This window comes from Streptomyces sp. NPDC007901 (assembly GCF_042959465.1).
Lineage (GTDB): Bacteria > Actinomycetota > Actinomycetes > Streptomycetales > Streptomycetaceae > Streptomyces.
The window spans coordinates 736,713-756,993 of record NZ_JBIBKW010000002.1 but is presented as its reverse complement, the minus strand read 5'-3'; the positions used below and the strand labels follow the sequence as shown (position 1 = coordinate 756,993).

General features: G+C 70.4%; 20 protein-coding genes. 9 read left to right on the top strand and 11 right to left on the bottom strand.

Features of this window, described 5'->3' with window-relative positions:
- Window positions 1-145: 145 nt before the first annotated feature.
- Genes ACFZDK_RS09215 through ACFZDK_RS09205 form a run of 3 tightly spaced genes read left to right on the top strand, consistent with a single transcriptional unit; the run spans window position 146 to window position 2,678 of the window.
- Window positions 146-1,030, top strand: a complete 885-nt coding sequence (locus ACFZDK_RS09215; RefSeq protein ID WP_390971289.1) for a transporter substrate-binding domain-containing protein — start codon at window positions 146-148, stop codon at window positions 1,028-1,030.
- Entirely contained in the window at window positions 1,027-1,929 is a 903-nt protein-coding gene (locus tag ACFZDK_RS09210) for an ABC transporter permease subunit (protein ID WP_390971287.1), read from the top strand. Before ACFZDK_RS09215 ends, ACFZDK_RS09210 begins: the two co-directional genes overlap by 4 nt.
- Window positions 1,926-2,678 carry an ATP-binding cassette domain-containing protein gene (locus tag ACFZDK_RS09205; RefSeq protein ID WP_390971285.1) on the top strand — a complete coding sequence of 251 codons (753 nt, stop codon included), beginning with the start codon at window positions 1,926-1,928 and terminating at the stop codon, window positions 2,676-2,678. Before ACFZDK_RS09210 ends, ACFZDK_RS09205 begins: the two co-directional genes overlap by 4 nt.
- A 64-nt stretch (window positions 2,679-2,742) precedes the next feature.
- On the opposite strand, the gene aroQ is transcribed toward ACFZDK_RS09205, so the two are convergent.
- Window positions 2,743-3,216 carry a type II 3-dehydroquinate dehydratase gene (aroQ, locus tag ACFZDK_RS09200; RefSeq protein WP_390971282.1) on the bottom strand — a complete coding sequence of 158 codons (474 nt, stop codon included), beginning with the start codon at window positions 3,214-3,216 and terminating at the stop codon, window positions 2,743-2,745.
- Between the two features lie 139 nt (window positions 3,217-3,355).
- On the opposite strand from aroQ, the gene ACFZDK_RS09195 reads away from it, so the two are divergent.
- The gene (locus ACFZDK_RS09195) at window positions 3,356-4,660 is read left to right on the top strand and encodes an MFS transporter (protein ID WP_390971280.1); all 1,305 of its coding nucleotides are present in this window, start codon (window positions 3,356-3,358) and stop codon (window positions 4,658-4,660) included.
- A gap of 15 nt (window positions 4,661-4,675) precedes the next feature.
- Here the strand turns inward: ACFZDK_RS09195 and ACFZDK_RS09190 are convergent, their stop codons facing one another.
- From ACFZDK_RS09190 to ACFZDK_RS09160, 7 genes are all read right to left on the bottom strand, one after another.
- Window positions 4,676-5,776 carry a calcium:proton antiporter gene (locus ACFZDK_RS09190; RefSeq protein WP_390971278.1) on the bottom strand — a complete coding sequence of 367 codons (1,101 nt, stop codon included), beginning with the start codon at window positions 5,774-5,776 and terminating at the stop codon, window positions 4,676-4,678.
- A gap of 114 nt (window positions 5,777-5,890) precedes the next feature.
- Window positions 5,891-6,193: a hypothetical protein gene (locus ACFZDK_RS09185; RefSeq protein ID WP_390971276.1), complete on the bottom strand. Its 303-nt coding sequence runs from the start codon at window positions 6,191-6,193 to the stop codon at window positions 5,891-5,893.
- A 129-nt stretch (window positions 6,194-6,322) separates the two neighbouring features.
- A complete protein-coding gene (locus ACFZDK_RS09180) occupies window positions 6,323-7,324 on the bottom strand; it encodes a TerC/Alx family metal homeostasis membrane protein (RefSeq protein WP_390971274.1) in 1,002 nt (333 codons plus the stop codon).
- Between the two features lie 222 nt (window positions 7,325-7,546).
- Window positions 7,547-9,562 carry a TerD family protein gene (locus ACFZDK_RS09175; protein ID WP_390971272.1) on the bottom strand — a complete coding sequence of 672 codons (2,016 nt, stop codon included), beginning with the start codon at window positions 9,560-9,562 and terminating at the stop codon, window positions 7,547-7,549.
- Window positions 9,563-9,625: 63 nt separating this feature from the next.
- Entirely contained in the window at window positions 9,626-10,204 is a 579-nt protein-coding gene (locus tag ACFZDK_RS09170; RefSeq protein ID WP_355718919.1) for a TerD family protein, read from the bottom strand.
- Between the two features lie 157 nt (window positions 10,205-10,361).
- Window positions 10,362-12,509: an excinuclease ABC subunit UvrB gene (gene uvrB, locus ACFZDK_RS09165; RefSeq protein ID WP_390971269.1), complete on the bottom strand. Its 2,148-nt coding sequence runs from the start codon at window positions 12,507-12,509 to the stop codon at window positions 10,362-10,364.
- A 40-nt stretch (window positions 12,510-12,549) separates the two neighbouring features.
- Complete coding sequence (locus tag ACFZDK_RS09160) at window positions 12,550-13,416, bottom strand: MHYT domain-containing protein (protein ID WP_390971267.1); 867 nt, start codon at window positions 13,414-13,416, stop codon at window positions 12,550-12,552.
- 277 nt (window positions 13,417-13,693) lie between these two features.
- Between ACFZDK_RS09160 and ACFZDK_RS09155 the strand changes: the two genes are divergently transcribed.
- Together ACFZDK_RS09155 and ACFZDK_RS09150 are read left to right on the top strand one after the other, a co-directional pair.
- Window positions 13,694-14,563 carry a glycerophosphodiester phosphodiesterase family protein gene (locus ACFZDK_RS09155; protein ID WP_390971265.1) on the top strand — a complete coding sequence of 290 codons (870 nt, stop codon included), beginning with the start codon at window positions 13,694-13,696 and terminating at the stop codon, window positions 14,561-14,563.
- Window positions 14,564-14,613: 50 nt separating this feature from the next.
- Window positions 14,614-15,168 carry a methylated-DNA--[protein]-cysteine S-methyltransferase gene (locus ACFZDK_RS09150; RefSeq protein ID WP_390971263.1) on the top strand — a complete coding sequence of 185 codons (555 nt, stop codon included), beginning with the start codon at window positions 14,614-14,616 and terminating at the stop codon, window positions 15,166-15,168.
- Between the two features lie 25 nt (window positions 15,169-15,193).
- Here the strand turns inward: ACFZDK_RS09150 and ACFZDK_RS09145 are convergent, their stop codons facing one another.
- On the bottom strand, window positions 15,194-15,622 hold the full coding sequence (locus ACFZDK_RS09145; protein ID WP_390971261.1) for a VOC family protein: 429 nt from the start codon (window positions 15,620-15,622) through the stop codon (window positions 15,194-15,196).
- A 99-nt stretch (window positions 15,623-15,721) separates the two neighbouring features.
- Here ACFZDK_RS09145 and ACFZDK_RS09140 point away from each other — a divergent pair, with 99 nt between their 5' ends.
- Together ACFZDK_RS09140 and ACFZDK_RS09135 are read left to right on the top strand one after the other, a co-directional pair.
- Complete coding sequence (locus tag ACFZDK_RS09140) at window positions 15,722-16,630, top strand: pseudouridine-5'-phosphate glycosidase (protein WP_390971259.1); 909 nt, start codon at window positions 15,722-15,724, stop codon at window positions 16,628-16,630.
- Window positions 16,627-17,592, top strand: coding sequence for a PfkB family carbohydrate kinase (locus ACFZDK_RS09135; protein WP_390971600.1), 966 nt, complete (start codon window positions 16,627-16,629; stop codon window positions 17,590-17,592). The genes ACFZDK_RS09140 and ACFZDK_RS09135 overlap by 4 nt, the downstream gene beginning before the upstream one ends.
- Before the next feature lie 108 nt (window positions 17,593-17,700).
- On the opposite strand, the gene ACFZDK_RS09130 is transcribed toward ACFZDK_RS09135, so the two are convergent.
- Window positions 17,701-18,495, bottom strand: coding sequence for a methyltransferase domain-containing protein (locus tag ACFZDK_RS09130; protein ID WP_390971257.1), 795 nt, complete (start codon window positions 18,493-18,495; stop codon window positions 17,701-17,703).
- A gap of 180 nt (window positions 18,496-18,675) precedes the next feature.
- Here ACFZDK_RS09130 and ACFZDK_RS09125 point away from each other — a divergent pair, with 180 nt between their 5' ends.
- Window positions 18,676-19,803, top strand: a complete 1,128-nt coding sequence (locus ACFZDK_RS09125) for a magnesium and cobalt transport protein CorA (RefSeq protein WP_355718938.1) — start codon at window positions 18,676-18,678, stop codon at window positions 19,801-19,803.
- A gap of 26 nt (window positions 19,804-19,829) precedes the next feature.
- On the opposite strand, the gene ACFZDK_RS09120 is transcribed toward ACFZDK_RS09125, so the two are convergent.
- Complete coding sequence (locus ACFZDK_RS09120; protein WP_390971255.1) at window positions 19,830-20,243, bottom strand: TIGR03618 family F420-dependent PPOX class oxidoreductase; 414 nt, start codon at window positions 20,241-20,243, stop codon at window positions 19,830-19,832.
- Between the last annotated feature and the right edge of the window lie 38 nt (window positions 20,244-20,281).

The following is a 20,281-nucleotide window of genomic DNA, read 5'->3' as shown; positions in this document are numbered from 1 at the left end:
ATCATTCCCCGCCCTCGGCCGGCGGCCCCGGCGCGTTCGCCCGCGTCCAGGGCGGTGTTCACAAAACCGCAACACCCGTTCCCAGTATGCGGACAAACACCCTCTTGACCTGGACAAACGCGGCCTTCGCTGTCACTCTCCCGCCATGCACCCTGCCCCGAGCGCACTGCGTCGCGCTGTCGCCGCCGCCACCATAGCCCTGCTCGCCACCGCTGTCGGCTGCGCTCCGCAGCCGGACGACAAGGCGTCCGGGAGTTCCTCCTCGTCGACCGGAACCACCTGCGCCAAGGGCAAGTTGGCCACCCAGACCTCCGGCAAGCTGACGATCGCCACGGACGAACCGGCGTACGAGCCCTGGTTCAAGGACGACAAACCGGCCAACGGCGAGGGCTTCGAGTCGGCGGTCGCGTACGCCGTGGCAAAGCAGCTCGGCTACGACAAGAGCGCGGTCGTCTGGCAGAGCGTGCCGTTCAACAAGGCGTTCGCGCCCGGTGTGAAGACCTTCGACTTCGACATCAACCAGGTGTCCATCAGCGCCGAACGCAAGAAGGCCGTGGACTTCTCGTCCGGCTACTACGACGTGCGTCAGGCGGTCATCGCGCTCAAGGGCAGCAAGGCCGCGAAGGCGACGAGCGTCGCGGATCTGAAGGGCCTCAAGCTGGGCGCCCAGGTCGGCACGACGAGCCTCAACTACATCAGCGATGTCGTGAAGCCGTCCCAGGAGGCGGCCGCGTACTCCAAGAACGACCAGGCCATCTCGGCGCTCAAGAACGGCCAGGTGGACGCGATCGTCACCGACCTGCCGACCGCCTTCTACGTCACCGCGGCCCAGGTGACGAACGCCAAGATCGTCGGCCAGTTCGAGAACCAGGGCGGCACGCCCGAGCAGTTCGGGCTCGTCCTGGACAAGGGCAGCGCCCTCACCTCCTGCGTGAGCTCGGCCGTGGACGCCCTGCGCAAGGACGGCACCCTGGCGGCGCTGGAGAAGCAGTGGCTGTCGGACGCCGTCGACGCGCCGGTGCTCAAGTGACGGTCGCGAAGGCCGAGTCCGGGGAGGACTCCGGCGAAGACGGAATGCGCGACGCGTACGTCCCCTCGCAGCGGCGTCTGGACCGGGAGCGCCACAAGCGTGTCCGTGCCCGGCGCGCGACCGCGATCGCCGCGCTGTCGACTCTGGTCACGGCCGTCGTCCTGTACGTGGTCGTGATCAGCGCGCCGGGCTGGGAGCGCACCAAGGAGACCTTCTTCGACGGGCAGTACGCGCGCGAGGCCCTCCCCAAGGTCCTCGAAGGTCTCTGGCTCAATGTGCGGCTGCTGCTGATCTGCGGTGTGCTGGTGCTCGTCCTGGGCATGCTGATCGCCATCGCGCGCACCCTGCCGGGGCCGGTGTTCTTCCCCGTGCGGGCGCTGGCGGCGGCGTACACCGACTTCTTCCGCGGGCTGCCGCTGATCATCAACCTGATGATCGTGGTCTTCGGCGTGCCCGCGCTGCGCCTCCAGGGCGTGACCGTCGATCCCGTGCTGCTGGGCGGTACGGCGCTCACCCTGACGTACTCCGCCTACGTCGCCGAGGTGTTCCGCGCGGGCATCGAGTCCGTGCACCCCTCGCAGCGCGCCGCGGCCCGCTCTTTGGGGTTGACCAACCGGCAGGCGCTGCGCCACGTGGTGCTCCCCCAGGCCGTCCGCCGTCAGGTGCCGCCCCTGCTGAACGACCTGGTGTCGCTGCAGAAGGACACCGGGCTCGTGTCGATCGGCGGCGCGATCGACGCCGTGCGGGCGGCCGACATCATCGCCCAGCGCAGTCTCAACTACACGCCGTACATCGTCGCGGGGCTGGTCTTCGTGGCGCTGACCATCCCGATGACCCGATTCACGGACTGGGTGACCGCGCGGATGGACCGGCAGCGGGCCCAGGGAGGATCCGTATGAGCGACGCACCTGTGCTGCGCATGGAGTCCGTCCGCAAGACCTTCGGCGACTCGGTGGTGCTGCGCGATGTCGACCTGGACGTCGCCCCACACACGGTGACGGCGCTGATCGGCGCCTCCGGCTCCGGCAAGTCGACCTTGCTGCGCTGCGCCAACCTCCTGGAGGAGATCGACGACGGCGCGATCTGGCTGGACGGCGAGGAGATCACCGACCCGCGCGCGGACCAGGACGCGGTACGACGCCGGATCGGCGTGGTCTTCCAGGCGTACAACCTGTTCCCGCACATGACCGTGCTGGACAACATCACTTTGGCACCGCGCCGGGTGCACGGCGTCTCCCGCGCGGAGGCCGAGGAGCGGGCCGGGGAACTCCTCAAGCGCCTCGGACTCGGCGACAAGGCGAAGGCCTACCCGGACCGGCTCAGCGGAGGTCAGCAGCAGCGTGTGGCGATCGTGCGTGCCCTGGCGGTACGGCCTCGACTGCTGCTGCTCGACGAGATCACCGCCGCCCTCGACCCGGAGCTGGTGGGCGAGGTGCTCACCATGGTCCGCGACCTGAAGGACGAGGGCATGACGATGGTGCTGGCGACGCACGAGATGGGCTTCGCCCGGGACGTCGCCGACCAGGTCTGCTTCCTGGACGGCGGTGTCGTCCTCGAACGCGGCACGGCCGAGCAGGTGTTCGGCGACCCGCAGCAGGAGCGCACCCGGCGCTTCCTGCGGCGGATCGTGGAGGCCGGTCGGCTATGAAGGCCGAAGGGAAACCCTGAAGGCCTCTGAAGGCCTCTGACGGCCTCTGAAGGCCCTCTGAGAGCTACGCGTCGGCGGTCGCGGCGCCCACCAGCGCCGCCACCCGCTCCACGCCGAACACATAGCCCTGCACGCCGCATCCGGCGATCACACCGTCGGCGCGCAGGGAGACGTAGGAGTGGTGCCGGAACGACTCGCGCTTGTGGATGTTGGAGATGTGCACCTCCAGCACCGGCATCCCGTCACAGGTGTTGAGGGCGTCCAGGATCGCGACCGAGGTGTGCGAGTACGCGCCCGGGTTGATGACGATCCCGCAGTGGTTGAGCCGGGCCTCGTGGATCCAGTCGACCAGTTCGCCCTCGTGGTTGGACTGCCGGAAGTCCACGGTCCCGCCGTGCGCGGCCGCCGCCTTGACGCACAGCGCCTCGATGTCGGCGAGCGTGTCGGAGCCGTAGATCTCGGGCTGGCGCTGGCCCAGCAGGTTCAGGTTGGGCCCGTTGAGGATCATGATCGGGGCGTTGGCCAGGGTGCGGGGCACGATTCCTCCGGTCCGTTCGGATGACGAGCGGCCCTCGGAGGACCGCAGCTCAGACCGGTTTATCACGGTGCGCCGGGGCGCCTCCGAAGGAGGCCGTGCGCCCCCGTAACTCGCGATCACCGTGGGTAGTTGACGCGACATGAGCGATGTACGCACCGTGAGGTCCCCTTCGATGCTGCGGCTGGCGGCCGCCTCGCTCGCCGGGACGGCGATCGAGTTCTACGACTTCTTCGTCTACGGCACGGCCGCGGCGCTCGTCCTGGGGCCGCTGTTCTTCCCTACGTTCTCGCCGGTGGCGGGGACGCTGGCGGCGTTCGGCACGTTCGGAGTGGGGTTCGTGGCCCGGCCGCTGGGCTCGATGCTGTTCGGGCACATCGGGGACCGGCGCGGCCGGCGTCCGGTCCTGGTCATGTCCCTGCTGCTGACCGGCGCCTCGACGGTCGCGCTCGGGTTCGTGCCGACGTACGACCGGATCGGCGTCGCCGCTCCCCTGCTGCTGCTCCTGCTGCGCTTTCTGCAGGGGCTGGGGCTCGGCGGGGAGTGGGGCGGGGCGGTGCTGCTGACGGCGGAGCACGCGCCTGCCGGACGGCGCGCCCTGTGGTCGAGCTTTCCGCAGATCGGTCCGGCCGTCGGCTTTCTGCTCGCCAACGGCGTGATGCTGGCCCTGTCGGCGGCCCTGACCGACGCGCAGTTCGCGCAGTGGGGGTGGCGGGTGCCGTTCTGGGCGGCGGGCGCGCTGGCGCTGGGCGGGCTGTGGCTGCGCTCCTCGCTCGCCGAGAGTCCCCGGTTCCTGGAGATCGACGACCACGCGCGCGTGCCGCTCGTCGAGGTCGCACGGCACCACTGGCGTCTGGTGCTGCTGACGGCGGGGGCGCTCGCGATCGGGTACGCGGTGTTCTACGCGGTGACGACCTGGTCGCTGGCGTACGGGACCGAACAGCTCGGGGTGAGCCGTACCGTCATGCTGACCTGCATCATGGCGGCGGTGGTGGTGAAGGGCTCGCTCACCCCGGTGATGGCCCTGCTCGGCGACCGCTACGGCCGGAAGCCGCTGTGTCTGGCGGGGTGCACGGCCTCGGCGCTGTGGATGTTCCCGATGGTCGCGCTGCTGGCGACCGGCCAGCCGCTGCTGATGTTCCTGGGGTTCACGGGTGCGCTGGTCTCCTTCATCACGATGTTCGCGGTGATCGCCGCCTATCTCCCAGAGCTGTACGAGCCGCGGGTGCGCTGCACCGGTGCCGCCGTCGGCTACAACCTCGGCGGGGTCCTCGGGGGCGCGCTCACCCCGATCGTGGCGACGGCGCTGGCCGAGCACGGCGGGCGCGTGCCGTGGGGTGTCGGGGCGTATCTGACGGCGATCGCGCTGCTGAGCCTCGGCTGCTTCGCGCTGCTTCCGGAGACGCGTCCGGTGCCGGTGGTGGCGGCCGAGCCGGTCACCGGGTGAGGGCCTCCGGGCCCGCTACGGGTTGATCGCCAGTTCCAGGTACGCGGCGAAGAGCACCAGGTGGACGCCGCCCTGGAGCGGTGTGGCCCGGCCCGGCACCACCGTCAGGGAGCTGACCACCACGGTCAGCGCGAGCAGCAGCATGTGGGTGGCGCTCAGGCCGAGGACCAGGGGTCCGGACAGCCAGATGGAGGCGAGGGCGACGGCGGGGATGGTCAGGCCGATGCTGGCCATGGCCGAGCCGAGAGCCAGGTTGAGGCTGGTCTGCACGCGGTCCCGGCGGGCCGAGCGAAGTGCGGCGATGGTCTCGGGGAGCAGCACCAGCAGGGCGATGATCACACCGACGACGGCCTGGTGCAGGCCGGCCGCCGCCACGCCGGACTCGATCGTCGGCGACACGCCTTTGGCCAGTCCGACGACACCGACGAGGGCGAGGCCCAGCAGGCCGAGGCTGATCCGGGCGGTGCGCGCGGACGGGGCCGCGGCGTGGTCGTCGATGGTGATCACTTCGCCCTGTCGGGTGACGGGCAGGAAGTAGTCGCGGTGCCGGACGGTCTGGGTGGTCACGAACAGGCCGTACAGGATCAGTGAGGACAGGGCCGCGAAGGTGAGTTGAACGCCGGAGAACTCCGGTCCGGGCTTGCTGGTGGTGAAGGTCGGCAGCACCAGGCTGAGCGTGGCCAGGGTGGCCACGGTCGCCAGGGCGGCGCCGGTGCCCTCGGGGTTGAAGACCGCGGTGCCGTGGCGCAGTGAGGCGACCAGGAGACTGAGGCCGACGATGCCGTTGCAGGTGATCATCACCGCGGCGAAGACGGTGTCCCGGGCCAGGGTGGAACTCTTGTCGCCGCCGTCGGCCATGAGCGTGACGATCAGGGCCACTTCGATGATCGTGACGGCGATGGCGAGGACCAGGGAGCCGAAGGGTTCGCCGACCCGGTGGGCCACGACCTCGGCGTGGTGGACCGCGGCGAGGACGGATGCGGCGAGGACGACGGTCACCAGGGCGACGACCGCGCCGGGCAGATGGCGGCCCCAGGTGAACACGAGCAGGACGACCGCGAGCACCGGCACGAGGAGCGTCCACTGGGTGGTGAGCGGCCTGAGCCGAATGATCATGCAGCGATGGTGGCAGAGGGGTACAGGGTTCGCATTCCGGTCCTTTCGGTCTCCGGAGGCCGACCGCCGGTACGGCACGGCCCCCGGGTCGTACAGGTGCGGTCGGTCGAGCGGTTACGTGAAGTCGGTCAGGTCCACGACGTCACAGTCGGTGAGGGACGGCGGTCGGGTACACAGGGCGGCCAACTGCTCGGCGAACTTGCTCGTCTCGGGGTCGCTGCTGTTCCGCATGGCCTCCTCGTAGGAGTTGAACTCGATCACGCCGAGGTAGTGGCCGGGCCGGCTCCGGTCCCTGAGGATCAGGCGGCGTGTGGGGCCGTCCTCGCTGCCGGCGAGCTGGTTGCCCATCTCGTCGGCCAGGGCCTTCATCTCGTCGATGCGGTCGGTCTCGAAGTCGATGATCTGGACGAACGTCACGGTTGCCTCCACCGGGTGGCGGCGTCCCCGGACAGGGGGACGCTCGCCACTCAAGGAAGCATCGGGAGCGGTGGCTCGGTAATGCGCTTCGCACCGCTCCACGGGTGGCTGTTCCTACGTCCGACGTGGTCAGACGTCGATGCTGTCCTTCGGAGCGCCTTCGCTCCGGACCTGCGCCGCCTCGGCCGCCGCCTGCTTCCTGGAGGCCCTCAGGCTGGTGATCGTGGTGACGATCAGGACCGCGCAGATGACGCCGAGCGAGACCGGGATGCTGATCTCCGGGACATGGACGCCGGACTCGTGCAGGGCGTGCAGCACCAGCTTGACGCCGATGAAGCCGAGGATGATCGACAGGCCGTAGGAGAGGTGGACCAGCTTCCTCAGCAGTCCGCCGATGAGGAAGTACAGCTGGCGCAGCCCCATCAGCGCGAAGGCGTTGGCCGTGAAGACGATGTACGGGTCCTGCGTCAGGCCGAAGATCGCGGGGATGGAGTCCAGCGCGAACAGGACGTCGGTCGTACCGATGGCGAGCATCACGACCAGCATCGGGGTCATGACCCGCTTGCCGTTCTGCTGGATCCACAGCTTGGTGCCGTGGTAGCGGTCGGCCACGCCGAACCTGCGCTCGGCGGCCTTGAGCAGCCTGTTCTCCTCGAACTCCTCTTCCTCCTCGTCGGCCCGGGCCTCCTGGATCAGCTTCCAGGCGGTCCAGATCAGGAAGGCGCCGAAGAGGTAGAACACCCACGAGAAGCTGGCGAGGATCGCGGCGCCGGCCGCGATGAAGACGGCCCGCAGGACCAGGGCTATCAGGACGCCGACGAGCAGCACCCGCTGCTGGTACTGCGAGGGCACGGCGAACTTCGCCATGATCAGGACGAAGACGAAGAGGTTGTCGACGCTCAGCGACTTCTCGGTGATGAAGCCCGCGAAGAACTCTCCCGCGGGCTGACCGCCGGAGAAGACGAGCAGGCCGAGGCCGAAGAGTCCGGCCAGGGCGATCCAGACGACGGTCCAGATTCCGGCTTCCTTGATGGATACGTCGTGCGGCTTGCGGCCGATGAAGAAGTCGACCGCGATGAGGGCGGCCAGCCCCATGATGGTGAGGACCCACAGGGTCACGGATACATCCACTACTGCCTCCGGTTAGTGAACGGCAAAGTTTCGGCGTTGCGCTACCGGAGGTCTCTTCCACCCGAGATGGGCCGACGCCCCGGGATCCGATCGGATCCGTATTGACGGGGTCGCCGCAGCAGACAGGGAGTACTCCCCTCCGTGAGGAAAACAGTACCCCAACCACCAAGGAAAGGTAAAGCGATTGGCAAAGAAAAGACCAAAATACCTGGTCAGAGGACTTTACATATACTTGGCACGGGCGGTCGCGACCTGGGTGAGCACCTGCTGGAGCACCTGGCTGCCGGCCGGTACGAGGCAGGGCTCGTACGTCCAGGCATGCCCCACCCACGGATCGGCCAGATGATCGTCCGGCACCGGCGTGAGTCGCATCAGTGAACGCCAGAGCGGATCGAGCAAGGGGCCGTAGGCGGCGGCGTCCTCCAGGTCGGCGACCAGCAGGAGATGGACGCCGACGCCCGGGCCCTCGTCCGCGAGGTAGCGCAGCTGGGTGACGGCACGGTCGTCGAAGCCGTGCGGGAAGTCGTTGACGATCAGCAGCTGCCGCGAGGTGTCCAGACCGGGCGGCAGGGCGTCGGGCGCGCCGCCCCGCACCGCCATCTGCACCAGGTCGACGCGCTCGGTCAGCCGCCCCAGCACATCCGCCACACCGGCCGCGCCCGTCGCGGGCGGCCCGGCCAGCACACCGGTGCCCGTCAGCGGGGCCAGCGCGGAGGCGGCGGCACCGGCGGGGTCGATGACCTGTACGCCGAACTCACCCACGGGATGAGCGGCGAGCAGCCGAGCCGCGAGCTCCACCGCCGTCCGCAGGGCGAGGTGCCGCAGCTCGCCCGAGTCGGCGAAGTCGCCGTCGGAGGTCGCGGTGCGGCCGCTGTCGATCCACAGACCCCGCTCCAGGGGCAACCGGACCAGCATCGGGATGCGCAGCGGGACGCTCTCCGGGAGGTGGAGGTCGCCCAGTCGCACGGCCATCGGCGGTTCGGTCGGCACCTGGTAGCCGTGCCAGACGGGGTTGTCCCAGCGGGCGTACGCCGGTGGCAGCGCGGGCTCGACCACCTCGGACTCCGCGGTGAGCTGGGTGAGGTCACGGTCGAGGACCGCGCGGGCCTGGTCGACCAGTTGGGCCTGCCGGGCCTGGGCCGCCTCGCGTGCGGTGTCTCCCACGGAGCCCAGACGGCTGCGTGGGTCGGAGAGGACCTGGTCGAGTTCCTTCTCCATGCGCGACTCGGCGAAGTCGACGGCACTGCGGTAGGCGGCGGTGGTGCGGGCCAGGTCCTCGAACATGCCCCAGACCTGGTTGTACAGCCGCTCGTCCATGGACCAGCCGACCGCGTCACCCGCGACGGGCGGGGCGGGCCCGTCGGCCGGAGCGGAGGCCGCCGGAGCCGCCGGAGCCGTGGGTGACGGTGCCTGGCGGCGCTTCGGGTGCGTGTAGTCGACGGGACCGCCGGTGGGTGTGGCGGCCCCGGTGGCGCCGGGTGCGTCGGGGGCCGGGGGCCGGACACCGCCGGGTGCCGGCGCCGCTTCGCCGAGTCCGTCGGAGGGGCCCGGCCGCACCCTGCCGGTGTCGGGTGCCTGCAGGTCGTACGGGGACCCGGCGGCCGTGCCGGGGTGGTCGCCGGCGACGGATGCGGCAGCGCGGCGGGAGCGTTCGGTGTCCGTCGTACGCGCCGGGACCGAGCGGGCCGTTCCGCGGGCCACCGCGTCCTCGATCGCGCGGGCGAGTTCGGCGGCCTGGGGCAGCCCCTGGTCGATCAGGAGCGCGGTGAGGCCTGCCGCGTAGCCCTGGCCCACCGCGCGGATCTTCCAGGCGCCCTGGCGCCGGTAGAGCTCCAGGGCGACGACCGCCGACTCGGCGTCCAGGCCGGCGAGGGTGTAGCCGGCGACCTCGGTGCCGTCGAGGCCGGTGACCGCGGCGCGAGGGGCGGCGACGGCGCCGAAGCGGGACGGGCCGCCGGGCGCGTCGGGCAGGGCGATCAGAACGCTGACCCGGTGCACGGCGTCGGGCAGGGCGTCGAGGTCGACGGCGAGGCGGTGTTCGGCGGCCGCCTGCCGGGAGACCTCGATCCCGGGCAGGGTGGGCGCACCGGGATGGGCCACGCGGTCGGCACCGCCCACCCGGCCGCTCTCGTCGGCGAGGGTGGCCCCGGCGACGACCGGCGCTTCGGCCGAGATCCGGATCTCGATCCGGTTCCGCGGGAGCGGATGGTTCTGCCCGCGCACCAACTCGGCCGTCATGGCCCATGTCCCCCTGTGTGTCGTGTCGTCGTACGCCGCGAGGCCCTCTGAAGGGCCGTCAGGCTAGAGGACCGGCAGGATGGTGGGCACCAGGTCCTGGAAAGTGCGGCCCCTGGCGGGAACGCCCAGGGCCGTCAGCGTCCAGCCCGGGCCCGAGCGGTGCACCTTCGCCATGATCTGGGCGGTGTACTCGCCGCCGCCGTCGAGCGTGTAGCGGGCCAGTTCCTGGCCGTTGGTCTCGTCGACCAGCCGGCAGAAGGCGTTCTGCACTTCCTGGAAGGTCTGGCCGGTGAAGGAGTTGACCGTGAAGACGATCTGGTCGATGTGGACCGGGACGCGCGCGAGGTCGACAAGGATGGCCTCGTCGTCACCGCCCTGGCCCGCGCCGCCGACGAGGTTGTCGCCCGTGTGGCGGACGGAGCCGTCGTCGCTCACCAGGTGGCGGAAGAACACGACGTCGACGGGCTGCTTGTCGGCGAAGAGCACCGCCGAGGCGTCCAGGTCGATCTCACGGGTGCGCGAGCCGAACAGCCCGCGCCGGGGCGCCGCCTTCCAACCAAGACCCATCCGGACGGCGCTGAGGGAGCCTCCGTCCTTCTTCTCCAGGCTGATGGCCTGACCCTTGGTCATGTTGACGGTCACGGCTGCTTCCCCTCGTCGGATGTCCCCGATTGCCGCGCAGTGCGCGGTTGACCGAAACCCTATGCAGCGCCACTGACAGTGCCGAACCCCGGCCCGCGCTTTGTGTCGGTCTTGCAACACTTCGTGCCCTTGCCGGGGTCCGGCCGCGGCCCAGGGGTCAGGCCAGGCCCGCTTCCCTCATCTGGCGCAGTTCCTTCTTCATCTCGGAGACCTCGTCCCGCAGCCGGGCCGCGATCTCGAACTGCAGATCTGCGGCGGCGGCACGCATCCGCTCCGTCATCTCCTCGATCTGCTCGGCGAGTTCGGCCGCGGGACGGTCGGTGGGCACCGTTTCCCTGGCCTTGCCCTTGGCCGTCTTGCCGGCCTTCGCGCCCTTGGCCGCCTTGTCGCCCAGGGACGGAACGGGTGCCTTGGCGCCCTTGCCGTCCTTGAGATTGCGGTAGCCCGAGCCGAGCAGTTGTTCGGTGTCGACCTCTTCGCGGGCGATCTGCGCGACGATGTCGTTGATCTTCTTGCGCAGCGGCTGCGGGTCGATGCCCTTGGCCTTGTTGTAGGCGACCTGCTTCTCCCGGCGCCGGTTGGTCTCGTCGATGGCCTTCTCCATCGCCGGGGTGATCTTGTCGGCGTACATGTGGACCTGGCCGGAGACATTGCGCGCCGCGCGGCCGATGGTCTGGATCAGCGAGGTTCCGGAGCGCAGAAAGCCCTCCTTGTCGGCGTCGAGGATCGCCACGAGGGACACCTCGGGCAGGTCGAGGCCCTCGCGGAGGAGGTTGATGCCGACCAGGACGTCGTACTCGCCGGAGCGCAGCTCGCGCAGCAACTCGACACGGCGCAGGGTGTCGACGTCGCTGTGCAGATAGCGCACCTGGATGCCGAGTTCCAGGAAGTAGTCGGTGAGGTCCTCGGCCATCTTCTTGGTGAGCGTGGTGACCAGGACCCGCTCGTCCTTCTCGGTGCGCTTGCGGATCTCGTGCACCAGGTCGTCGATCTGGCCCTCGGTGGGCTTGACGACGACCTCGGGATCGATGAGGCCGGTGGGACGGATGATCTGCTCGACGACGCCGTCTCCGCGGGACAGCTCGTACTTGCCCGGGGTCGCCGACAGGTAGACGGTCTGGCCGATCCGCTCCTGGAACTCCTCCCACTTCAGGGGCCGGTTGTCCAGGGCGGAGGGCAGCCGGAAGCCGTGGTCCACAAGGGTGCGCTTGCGGGAGGCGTCGCCCTCGTACATCGCGCCGATCTGCGGGACGGTGTTGTGCGACTCGTCGATGACGAGGAGGAAGTCGTCCGGGAAGTAGTCGAGCAGGGTGTTGGGCGGGGAGCCGGGCAGGCGGCCGTCGAAGTGCATCGAGTAGTTCTCCACGCCGGAGCAGGTGCCGATCTGGCGGAGCATCTCGAGGTCGTACGTGGTGCGCATGCGCAGGCGCTGGGCCTCCAGCAGCTTGCCCTGCTTCTCCAACTCGGCCAGGCGCTCCCCCAGCTCCTTTTCGATGTCGTTGGCGGCCCGCTCCAGGCGCTCGGGGCCGGCTACGTAGTGGGAGGCCGGGAAGACGTACAGCTGCTGGTCGTCGCTGATGATCTCGCCGGTGAGCGGGTGCAGCGTGGACAGCGCCTCGATCTCGTCGCCGAACATCTCGATGCGGACCGCGAGCTCCTCGTAGACCGGGAAGATCTCGATGGTGTCGCCGCGGACGCGGAAGGTGCCGCGGGTGAAGGCCAGGTCGTTGCGCGTGTACTGGATGTCGACGAAGCGGCGCAGCAGGTCGTCGCGGTCGATCTCGTCGCCGACCCGCAGCGGGACCATCCGGTCGACGTACTCCTGCGGCGTGCCGAGGCCGTAGATGCACGAGACCGAGGCGACCACGATGACGTCGCGGCGGGTGAGGAGGGAGTTGGTGGCGGAGTGGCGCAGCCGCTCGACCTCCTCGTTGATCGAGGAGTCCTTCTCGATGTAGGTGTCCGACTGCGGGACGTACGCCTCGGGCTGGTAGTAGTCGTAGTACGAGACGAAGTACTCGACCGCGTTGTTCGGGAGGAGCTCGCGGAACTCGTTGGCCAGCTGGGCGGCCAGCGTCTTGTTCGGCGCCATCACCAGGGTGGGGCGCTGGAGCTTCTCGATCATCCACGCGGTGGTGGCGGACTTGCCGGTGCCGGTCGCGCCGAGGAGGACGACGTCCTTTTCGCCGCCTTCGATGCGCTTGGCCAGGTCGGCGATGGCCGTCGGCTGGTCGCCGCTGGGCTGGTACGGGCTGACGACCTCGAAGGGCGCCACCGTGCGTTCGATGTGGGAAACGGGCCGCATGGACTCCACCGTACGACCCCGCACTGACAACCGGTTCTGATCAGCGGTTCTGCGGGGTGGGCGAGCTGTGGTGGCTCTGCTGGCGGCCGACGCGCAGCGACGGGCGGCGGCTCGGGTGGTGGGTGACATCGGCGGCCGGGACGCCGGCCTTGTGCTCCACGCGGAGCCGGTCGGGCTTGCCCGTGACCATCAGCGGATCGAAGATCACGACGACGGCGGCGAGGCAGAGGAAGGCCAGCGGGCCGATCAGCATGGGGGCGAGCAGGGAGGCGGGCGAGTCGCCGGGGCCCGTCACACCGGAGCCGTGGAGGTGGACGCTGAGGGCGGCCATCCCGGTGTAGTGCATACCGCTGACGGCGAGGCCCATGACGAGGCTCGCGCCGACGCTCCACAGGAAGCCGCGGATCTGCCCGGCCGCCCACAGGGCCGAGGTGGCGGCCACGACCCCTATCAGGACCGACGCGGCCACGGTGAGCGTGTTGTACTCCAGCGTCCCGTTGAGGCGCAGGCCGGCCATGCCGAGGTAGTGCATCGAGGCGATGCCGAGGCCGGTGATCGTGCCGCCGGTGAAGAGTGCGGTTCCGGTCGCGCCCCGGTAGCCGACTATGAAGATCCCGACGCCCACCATGACGATGGCGAGGCCGAGACTCGCGTACGTGAGCAGCTTGTCGTAGTGGATCGGCGTCTCCTTGACGCTGAACCCCATCATGGCGACGAAGTGCATGGTCCAGATGCCGGAGCCGATCGCCGCCGAGCCGAGGGCCAGCCAGGCGGGCCGCCAGGAGTGCGCCACCAGCATCGCTCTGGTCGTGCAGCGCAGCCCGAGAGCACCGCCGAGGCAGGCCATCAGATAGGCCACCAGCGGGGTGACCACCCCATAGCTGAATCCGTCGACCGTGCCCTGCATACGTGGCTGCCCTTCACCCTTTGCGTCCCGGAATATTGGAATTGCACCCCCGTCCCAGGACCGCCCGAGCGGTCAGGGTCGACGCAGAGAGTATGACCCGCACCGGAATGGTCGAACGATTTTCCGGCAAAGAAACACGGCCTTGCCGCAGTTGTGCGGCACCAGTGAGTGGACTTGGGCAACTCCATTCAATCTGTGGCCATCCCGTACCCAGCCGCTGTTGACTCCCTGCTGTCACTCTTGTGCTGTCCGTATTCGCTCGACGTGAGGAGGACGCATGCACGCGCGCGCCGTTGCCGCCGCGACCACCGCGCTCCTGGGCACGGCCGCCCTGCTGAGCCCCGTTCCCGCTGCCCGGGCCGGCGATGCCGCCGAGCCCACCGTGCTCGCCCATCGGGGGGCCTCCGCCTACGCTCCCGAGAACACGCTGGCCGCCATCGACAAGGCGGCCGCGCTCGGCTTCACCTGGGTCGAGAACGACGTCCAGCGCACCAAGGACGGCCGGCTGGTGGTGATCCATGACGACAGCCTCCAGCGCACCACCGACGCCGAACAGGTCTTCCCCGGCCGGGCCCCCTGGAAGGTGAAGGACTTCACCGCAGCCGAGATCGCCCGGCTGGACGCGGGCAGCTGGTTCTCCCCCTCGTGTGCGGGCACGCGCGTGCCGACGCTGGCGCAGTACATGCGCCGGGTCGAGCACAACCACGAGAAGCTGCTCCTGGAGATCAAGAACCCGGAGCTGTACCCGGGGATCGAGCGGCAGATCCTCAAGCAGCTGGGCGACGAGCGCTGGCTGGACCGCGGGCACCTCGACCGGATCATCGTGCAGAGCTTCAGCGTGGACAGCCTGCGCGTCGTGCACGATCTCCAGCCGGCCGTGACGACCGGCTACCTCGGCACACCGTCCGTGTCGTCCCTGCGCCGGTATGCGGGCTTCACCGATCTGATCAACCCCTCGGTGGACTCGATCTCCGCCAATTATGTGAATATCGCGCATTCGTTCGACGGCCCGCACGGCAAGCCGCTGCGGGTCTTCACCTGGACGGTGAACGACGCGCTCACCACGTGGAAGGCCGTGGGCTACGGCGTGGACGGGATCATCACCAACAAGCCGGACGTGGTGCGGGCCGCGCTGCGCGCGAGCTGAGCCCGGCCGGACGGCGGGCGTTGTCAGTGACGAGCCGTACGGTGGGGCGCATGGACAGCGAAGGGCAGTACGAGCAGCGGGTGGTGTGGGCCGTCGTCGGCACCGACATCGGCCCGCTGCTGCTGGCGGCGACCCGCGACGGCCTGGTCAACGTGGTGTTCCACGCCACCGACGCGGTGCGGGAGCGGGCTCTGGAGCGGCTGGGGGCCCGGCTGGGCACCGAGCCCGTCGAAGATCCCGCGGCCCCGGTCCTGGCCGAGGCGATACGTCAGCTGCGGGCGTACTTCGCGGGCGAGCGGCAGGACTTCGACCTCCCGCTGGACTGGTCGCTGATCTCCGGCTTCAACCGCCAGGTCCTGCGTGAGCTGGCCGCCGGTGTTCCGTACGGCGCGGTGGTCGGGTACGGCGATCTGGCCGGGCGGGTCGGGCAGCCCGGCGGGGCGCAGGCCGTTGGTGCGGCGATGGGTGCCAATCCGCTGCCGGTCGTCGTGCCCTGTCATCGGGTGGTGGAGAGCGACGGCGGCCTCGGCGGGTTCGGGGGCGGTCTGGAGACCAAGCGGAAGCTGCTCGCCCTGGAGGGCGTCCTGCCCGAGCCGCTGTTCTGAGCCGCCCCGGCGACGGGAGCGGCGGTCAGCCGTAGTGCCGGGCCTCGACGATGTTGCCGTCGGGGTCCCGGAAGTAGAAGTTGCGCGGCGCCTTCCCGCGGGCGCCGAAGGAGTCGTGGCCGATGTCGGTCATGGGGACCGTGTGCTCGGCGAGACGGGCGCGCAGGGCGTCGAAGGCGTCGGACGGCAGGGCCAGACAGATGTGGTTGACGGGGTGGCCCGCGCTGCCCGTGGCGCCGGGAAGCGCGGGCATGCGCTCGGCGAGGGTGAGCGGCGCCAGATCGATGATGGTCCCCTCGTCGACCCGTACGGAGGGGAAGGGCGCCTCCCCTGCCACGAACTCGGCGACCCGCAGCGGCTCCAGGCCGAGCATCCGCCCGTAGAAGCCGGCCGCCGCGACCGGGTCGGTGACCCAGAGGACGACATGGTCCAGACGTACCGTGGGATTCGTCATGCGGCCCAGGCTGGTGGCGTCCCCCACAGGCCGCAAGCGTTTGGGCGGGTGTGCCACCCGCCAGAGATGAGGGAAGACCGACAGACAGGAGGCGGGCGCGTGGTGCTGGTGGTGTCGGAAGAGGTACGGGAAGCGTTCGACGCGGGTCGCGCGGTGGTCGCCCTGGAGTCCACGATCATCGCGCACGGGCTGCCGCGCCCGCGCAACCTCCAGGTGGCACTGGAGCTGGAGGACGCGGTACGGCGGGAGGGCGCCGTGCCCGCGACCATCGCGGTGCTGGACGGCCTTCCCCATGTCGGCCTGGACAAGGACCAGTTGGAGCGGGTCGCCAACGAGGACGGGATCCGCAAGCTGGGCCACCGCGACCTGCCGCTCGCCGTGGCGGCGGGGGCGAGCGGGGCCACCACCGTGTCGGCGACGGCACAGCTGGCCGCGCTGGCCGGTATCCGGGTGTTCGCGACGGGCGGTCTCGGCGGGGTGCACCGGGAGTGGACGGTGGTCCAGGACGAGTCCGCCGACCTGGGTCTGCTGGCGCGCACCCGGATCACGGTGGTGTGCGCGGGCGTGAAGTCGATCCTGGACGTGCCGGCGACCCTCCAGCGCCTGGAGACCCTGGGCGTGGCGGTGGCCGGATTCGGCACGGACCGCTTCCCCGGCTTCTATCTGTCCGACTCGGGGCATCCGGTCGACTGGACGCTGGAGACCCCCGAGCAGGTCGCGGACGTCATGCGGGCGCAGGACGCGCTCGACGCGGCGGACACGGCGCTGATCGTCGCCAACCCCGTCCCGGAGGCGAAGCAGCTCGATCCCGAGCTGCACGCGCGTGTGCTCGCCGACGCGCTGCACGCGTGCGACGCGGAAGGGATCACCGGTCAGGCGGTCACCCCGTTCCTGCTCTCCTATCTGGTGCGGCACACGGACGGCGCCTCGCTGGAGGCCAACCTGGCGGCCGTGCGGGGCAACGTCCGGCTCGCGGCGCGGATCGCGTCGGCGTGGGCGAGGGGGTGACGGCGGGCCGCGCGACGGCGCCGGGCGGGAAGGCGGCGGGCGAGGAGGGGGCGCCGGGCCCGGGCGGGGCGTTGCTGGTCGTCGGTGACGTCGTCACCGACGTCGTCGCACGGCATCGGGAGCCGCTCGCGGCCGGTACCGACACCGCCGCCGTCATCCGGACCCTGCCCGGCGGGGCGGGCGCCAACGTGGCCTGCTGGGCCGCCCGCACGGGCTGCGCGGACGTCCGGCTGCTGGGGCGGGTCGGCGCGGACGCGGCCCAGTGGCACGAGCGGGAGCTGACCGCCGCCGGGGTGCGGCCACGGCTCGTGGTGGATCCAGAGGCCGCGACGGGGACGGTGATCTGCCTGGTCGACAACGGCGCCGGGGCCGAGCGCACCTTCCTCACGGACAGCGGGGCGGCCCTGCGGCTGGAACCCGCCGACTGGTCGGACACGCTGCTCGACGGGGTGGCCCGGCTGCACCTCTCGGGCTATCTGCTGTTCTCCGAGCCGAGCCGGGCGCTGGCGGCGGTGGCAGTGGCGTCGGCCCGCGCGCGTGGCGTTCCGGTGAGCCTGGATCCGGCGTCGGCCGGGTTCCTGGCGGCGCTGGGCGTGGACCGCTTCCTCGGGCTCGTCGAGGGCGTGGACGTCCTGCTGCCGAGCCGGGACGAGGCCTGTCTGCTGACGGGACTGCCAGACCTGGCGGACGCGGCGGCCAAGCTGAGCCTCCATGTGCCGCTGGTGGTGGCCAAGGCGGGGGCGGACGGTGCGCTGATCGCCAGGGCGGGCGAGGTCCTCGCGCGGATCCCGGCCGTGCCGGCAACGCCACGGGACACCACGGGTGCGGGTGACGCCTTCACCGGGGCGTTCCTCGCCGCGTCGGTCGCCGGCGCGACTCCCCAGGAGGCGGCGGCGCGGGGCTGCCGGGCGGGCGCACGGGCGGTGGAACACGTGGGCGCAAGACCGCCCGCGCGCGCCTGACACGACGCCGTGACCTGAGGCGGCGGGCCGACGTCCGCCCCGGCGGGTCCACGTCGGGCCCGGCGGGTCCACGTCAGGCCCGGCAGTGCTACGTCTGGCCCGGCGGGGCTACGCCTTGTGTCCCCATGCCGAGATCATCGGGGCCGTGGCCAGGTCCATGCTGCCTGCCGCCACGTTGGCCAGGTGCTGGTCGATGTCCTCGTCGGTGGCCAGGCCGGCCGTGACGAGCCGGTCGCGGATCTGCCGGACCGTGGCCGACTCCAGGGCGGTGCAGGCGGGCGAGGCGACGGGGAAGTAGGCGTCGGCCTCCACGTTCTGCAGCCCGGCCTCGCGCAGCAGCCGCGGAAGCTTCCGGCCGTACGACAGGTCGGCGCCGCGTTCGGCGAGAAGCTTGCGGAAGCCCTGGCGCAGGCGGTTGGCGAGCTGCTGCTCGGGGCCGTACTCGTAGGGGCAGGTGAGCGGCTGGAGGGCGGGGTCGGCGTCCTCGATCAGCAGCCGTCCGCCCGGGCGCAGGGCCTTGATCATGGAGCGCAACGCCCGCTCCCGGTCCGGTACATGGACCAGCACGAGCCGGGCGTGCACCAGGTCGAAGTCCTCCCCCGGCGGTTCCTCGGCGCCGACGTCGTGGGTACGCACCTCGACGGGTGCGTGGGCGACCGCGGCGAGCAGCGAGGTGTCGATGTCGGTGGCGACGACCTGTCCGGTCGGCCCCACCTTCTCGGCCAGCCAGGACACCACGGAGGTGCCGCCCGCGCCGACCTCCCAGCAGCGCCCGCCCGGACCGAGACCGAGTGCCTCCAGGTGCCGGAAGGTGGTGGGGTCGAACAGGGTGGCGAAGGCGTCGAAGCGCTGCCCGGCCTCGCTCTGCCGGTTGTCGAGGAGGTAGCCGTCGGCTTGTGTCATGAAGCGATGATCCCAGTTGCCCTGCTTGTCCGGGACGGCCGACGCTCCGGTTGTCCACAGGGCGGAACCAACCGGAACGTCCCGCTCCCACAGGCTTACCCGCGTCTCACGCCGGGCTGGCAGACTGGCCCGGCAGGGCGCGGAAGCGTTGCGCGAGGGGATGCACGCAAGGAGATCCGGATGACGATGGCAGGGAATCTGCGGAAGGTCACGGGGCTGGGCAGGGCCGGCGGCCTGCGCAAGGTGGCGCGGCTGGCCCGGCGGCGGCCCCGCGTCGACCTGAACCATCACGCGCGGTCCCCGCTGGGCTCCTCGGTGGTCAACTGCGTGACGTACGAGGACGGGGTGCGCGTCCCGGAGTGCGCCGACCTGTTCTCCGCCGTGGAGCGGGTACGCAAGAAGGGCGAGGGGTTCGTCTGGCTGGGGCTGCACGAGCCGACGGACAGCGAGTTCGCGGGCATCGCCGAGTTGTTCGACCTGCACCCGCTGGCCGTGGAGGACGCGGTCGAGGCCCATCAGCGCCCGAAGGTGGAGCGGTACGGCGAGACGCTGTTCGCGGTGTTCAAGACGGTCTGCTACGTCGAGCACGAGAAGCTGACGGCGACCAGCGAGGTGGTGAACACCGGCGAGATCATGGTGTTCGTCGGCGAGGAGTTCGTGATCACGGTACGGCACGGCCGGCACGGTTCGCTGGGGCCGCTGCGCGAGGAGTTGGAGGCCACGCCGAGCCAGCTCGCCAAGGGACCGGCGGCGGTGCTGCACGCGATCGCGGACCATGTGGTGGACGACTATCTGAACGTCACGGACTCGGTGCAGGCCGACATCGACCAGGTCGAGGCGGACGTGTTCGCGGAGAACGGCGCACGGGCCGACCCGGGGCGGATCTACCAGATGAAGCGGGAACTCCTGGAGCTGAAGCGGGCGGTGGTCCCGCTCGGCAGGCCGATGGAGGAGCTGACCGCCCGTCCAATACGGGTGATCCCCCCGGAGATACAGACGTACTTCCGGGACGTGCTCGACCATCTGATGCGGGCCAAGGAGCAGATCGCGGCCTTCGACGAACTGCTCAACTCCATCCTCCAGGCCCATCTGGCCCAGGTGACGGTCGCGCAGAACGAGGACATGCGGAAGATCACGGCCTGGGCCGCGGTGATCGCCGTGCCGACGATGGTGTGCGGGGTCTACGGCATGAACTTCGATCACATGCCGGAGCTGCACTGGCGGTTCGGCTATCCGCTGGTCATCGGCGTCATATCCGTGGCGTGTCTGACGCTGTACCGGGGATTCCGGCGCAACGGCTGGCTCTGAGCCCCACGTCGGGTCCCCGGGTCGCCTCAGGCCGAGAAGGTGACGACCCTCCGCGGGACGATCCTGATGATCACGCGGGTCTCGTCGTCCTTCTCCGCGGGCGGGTCGATGCCGAGGTACTTGTGGGAGAGCTCGTACGGGAGCCGCTTGGAGCCGTCCGGGAGGATCTCGGCGGTGCCGCGGATCTCGGCCGAGTGGTAGGGGTTGGCCAGGTCGAAGACCGTGAGGCTGACGCGGGGGTCACGGCGGAGGTTGCGCACCTTCTGACGGCCGTCGGTGGAGGAGAACAGCACGGTGTCGCCCTCGCGCCGGAACCAGACCACCGAGTTCTGCGGGGAGCCGTCGGGGCCGAGGGTGGCGACGCTGGCGAAGTTCTTGCCGTCGAGGAGGGCCAGGACGGAGTCGTCGAAAGTGACGGGAGCGTTCGAGGAGGTCGTCATACGAGCAGCCTAGTTACATGCACACGCATATAAAAGGG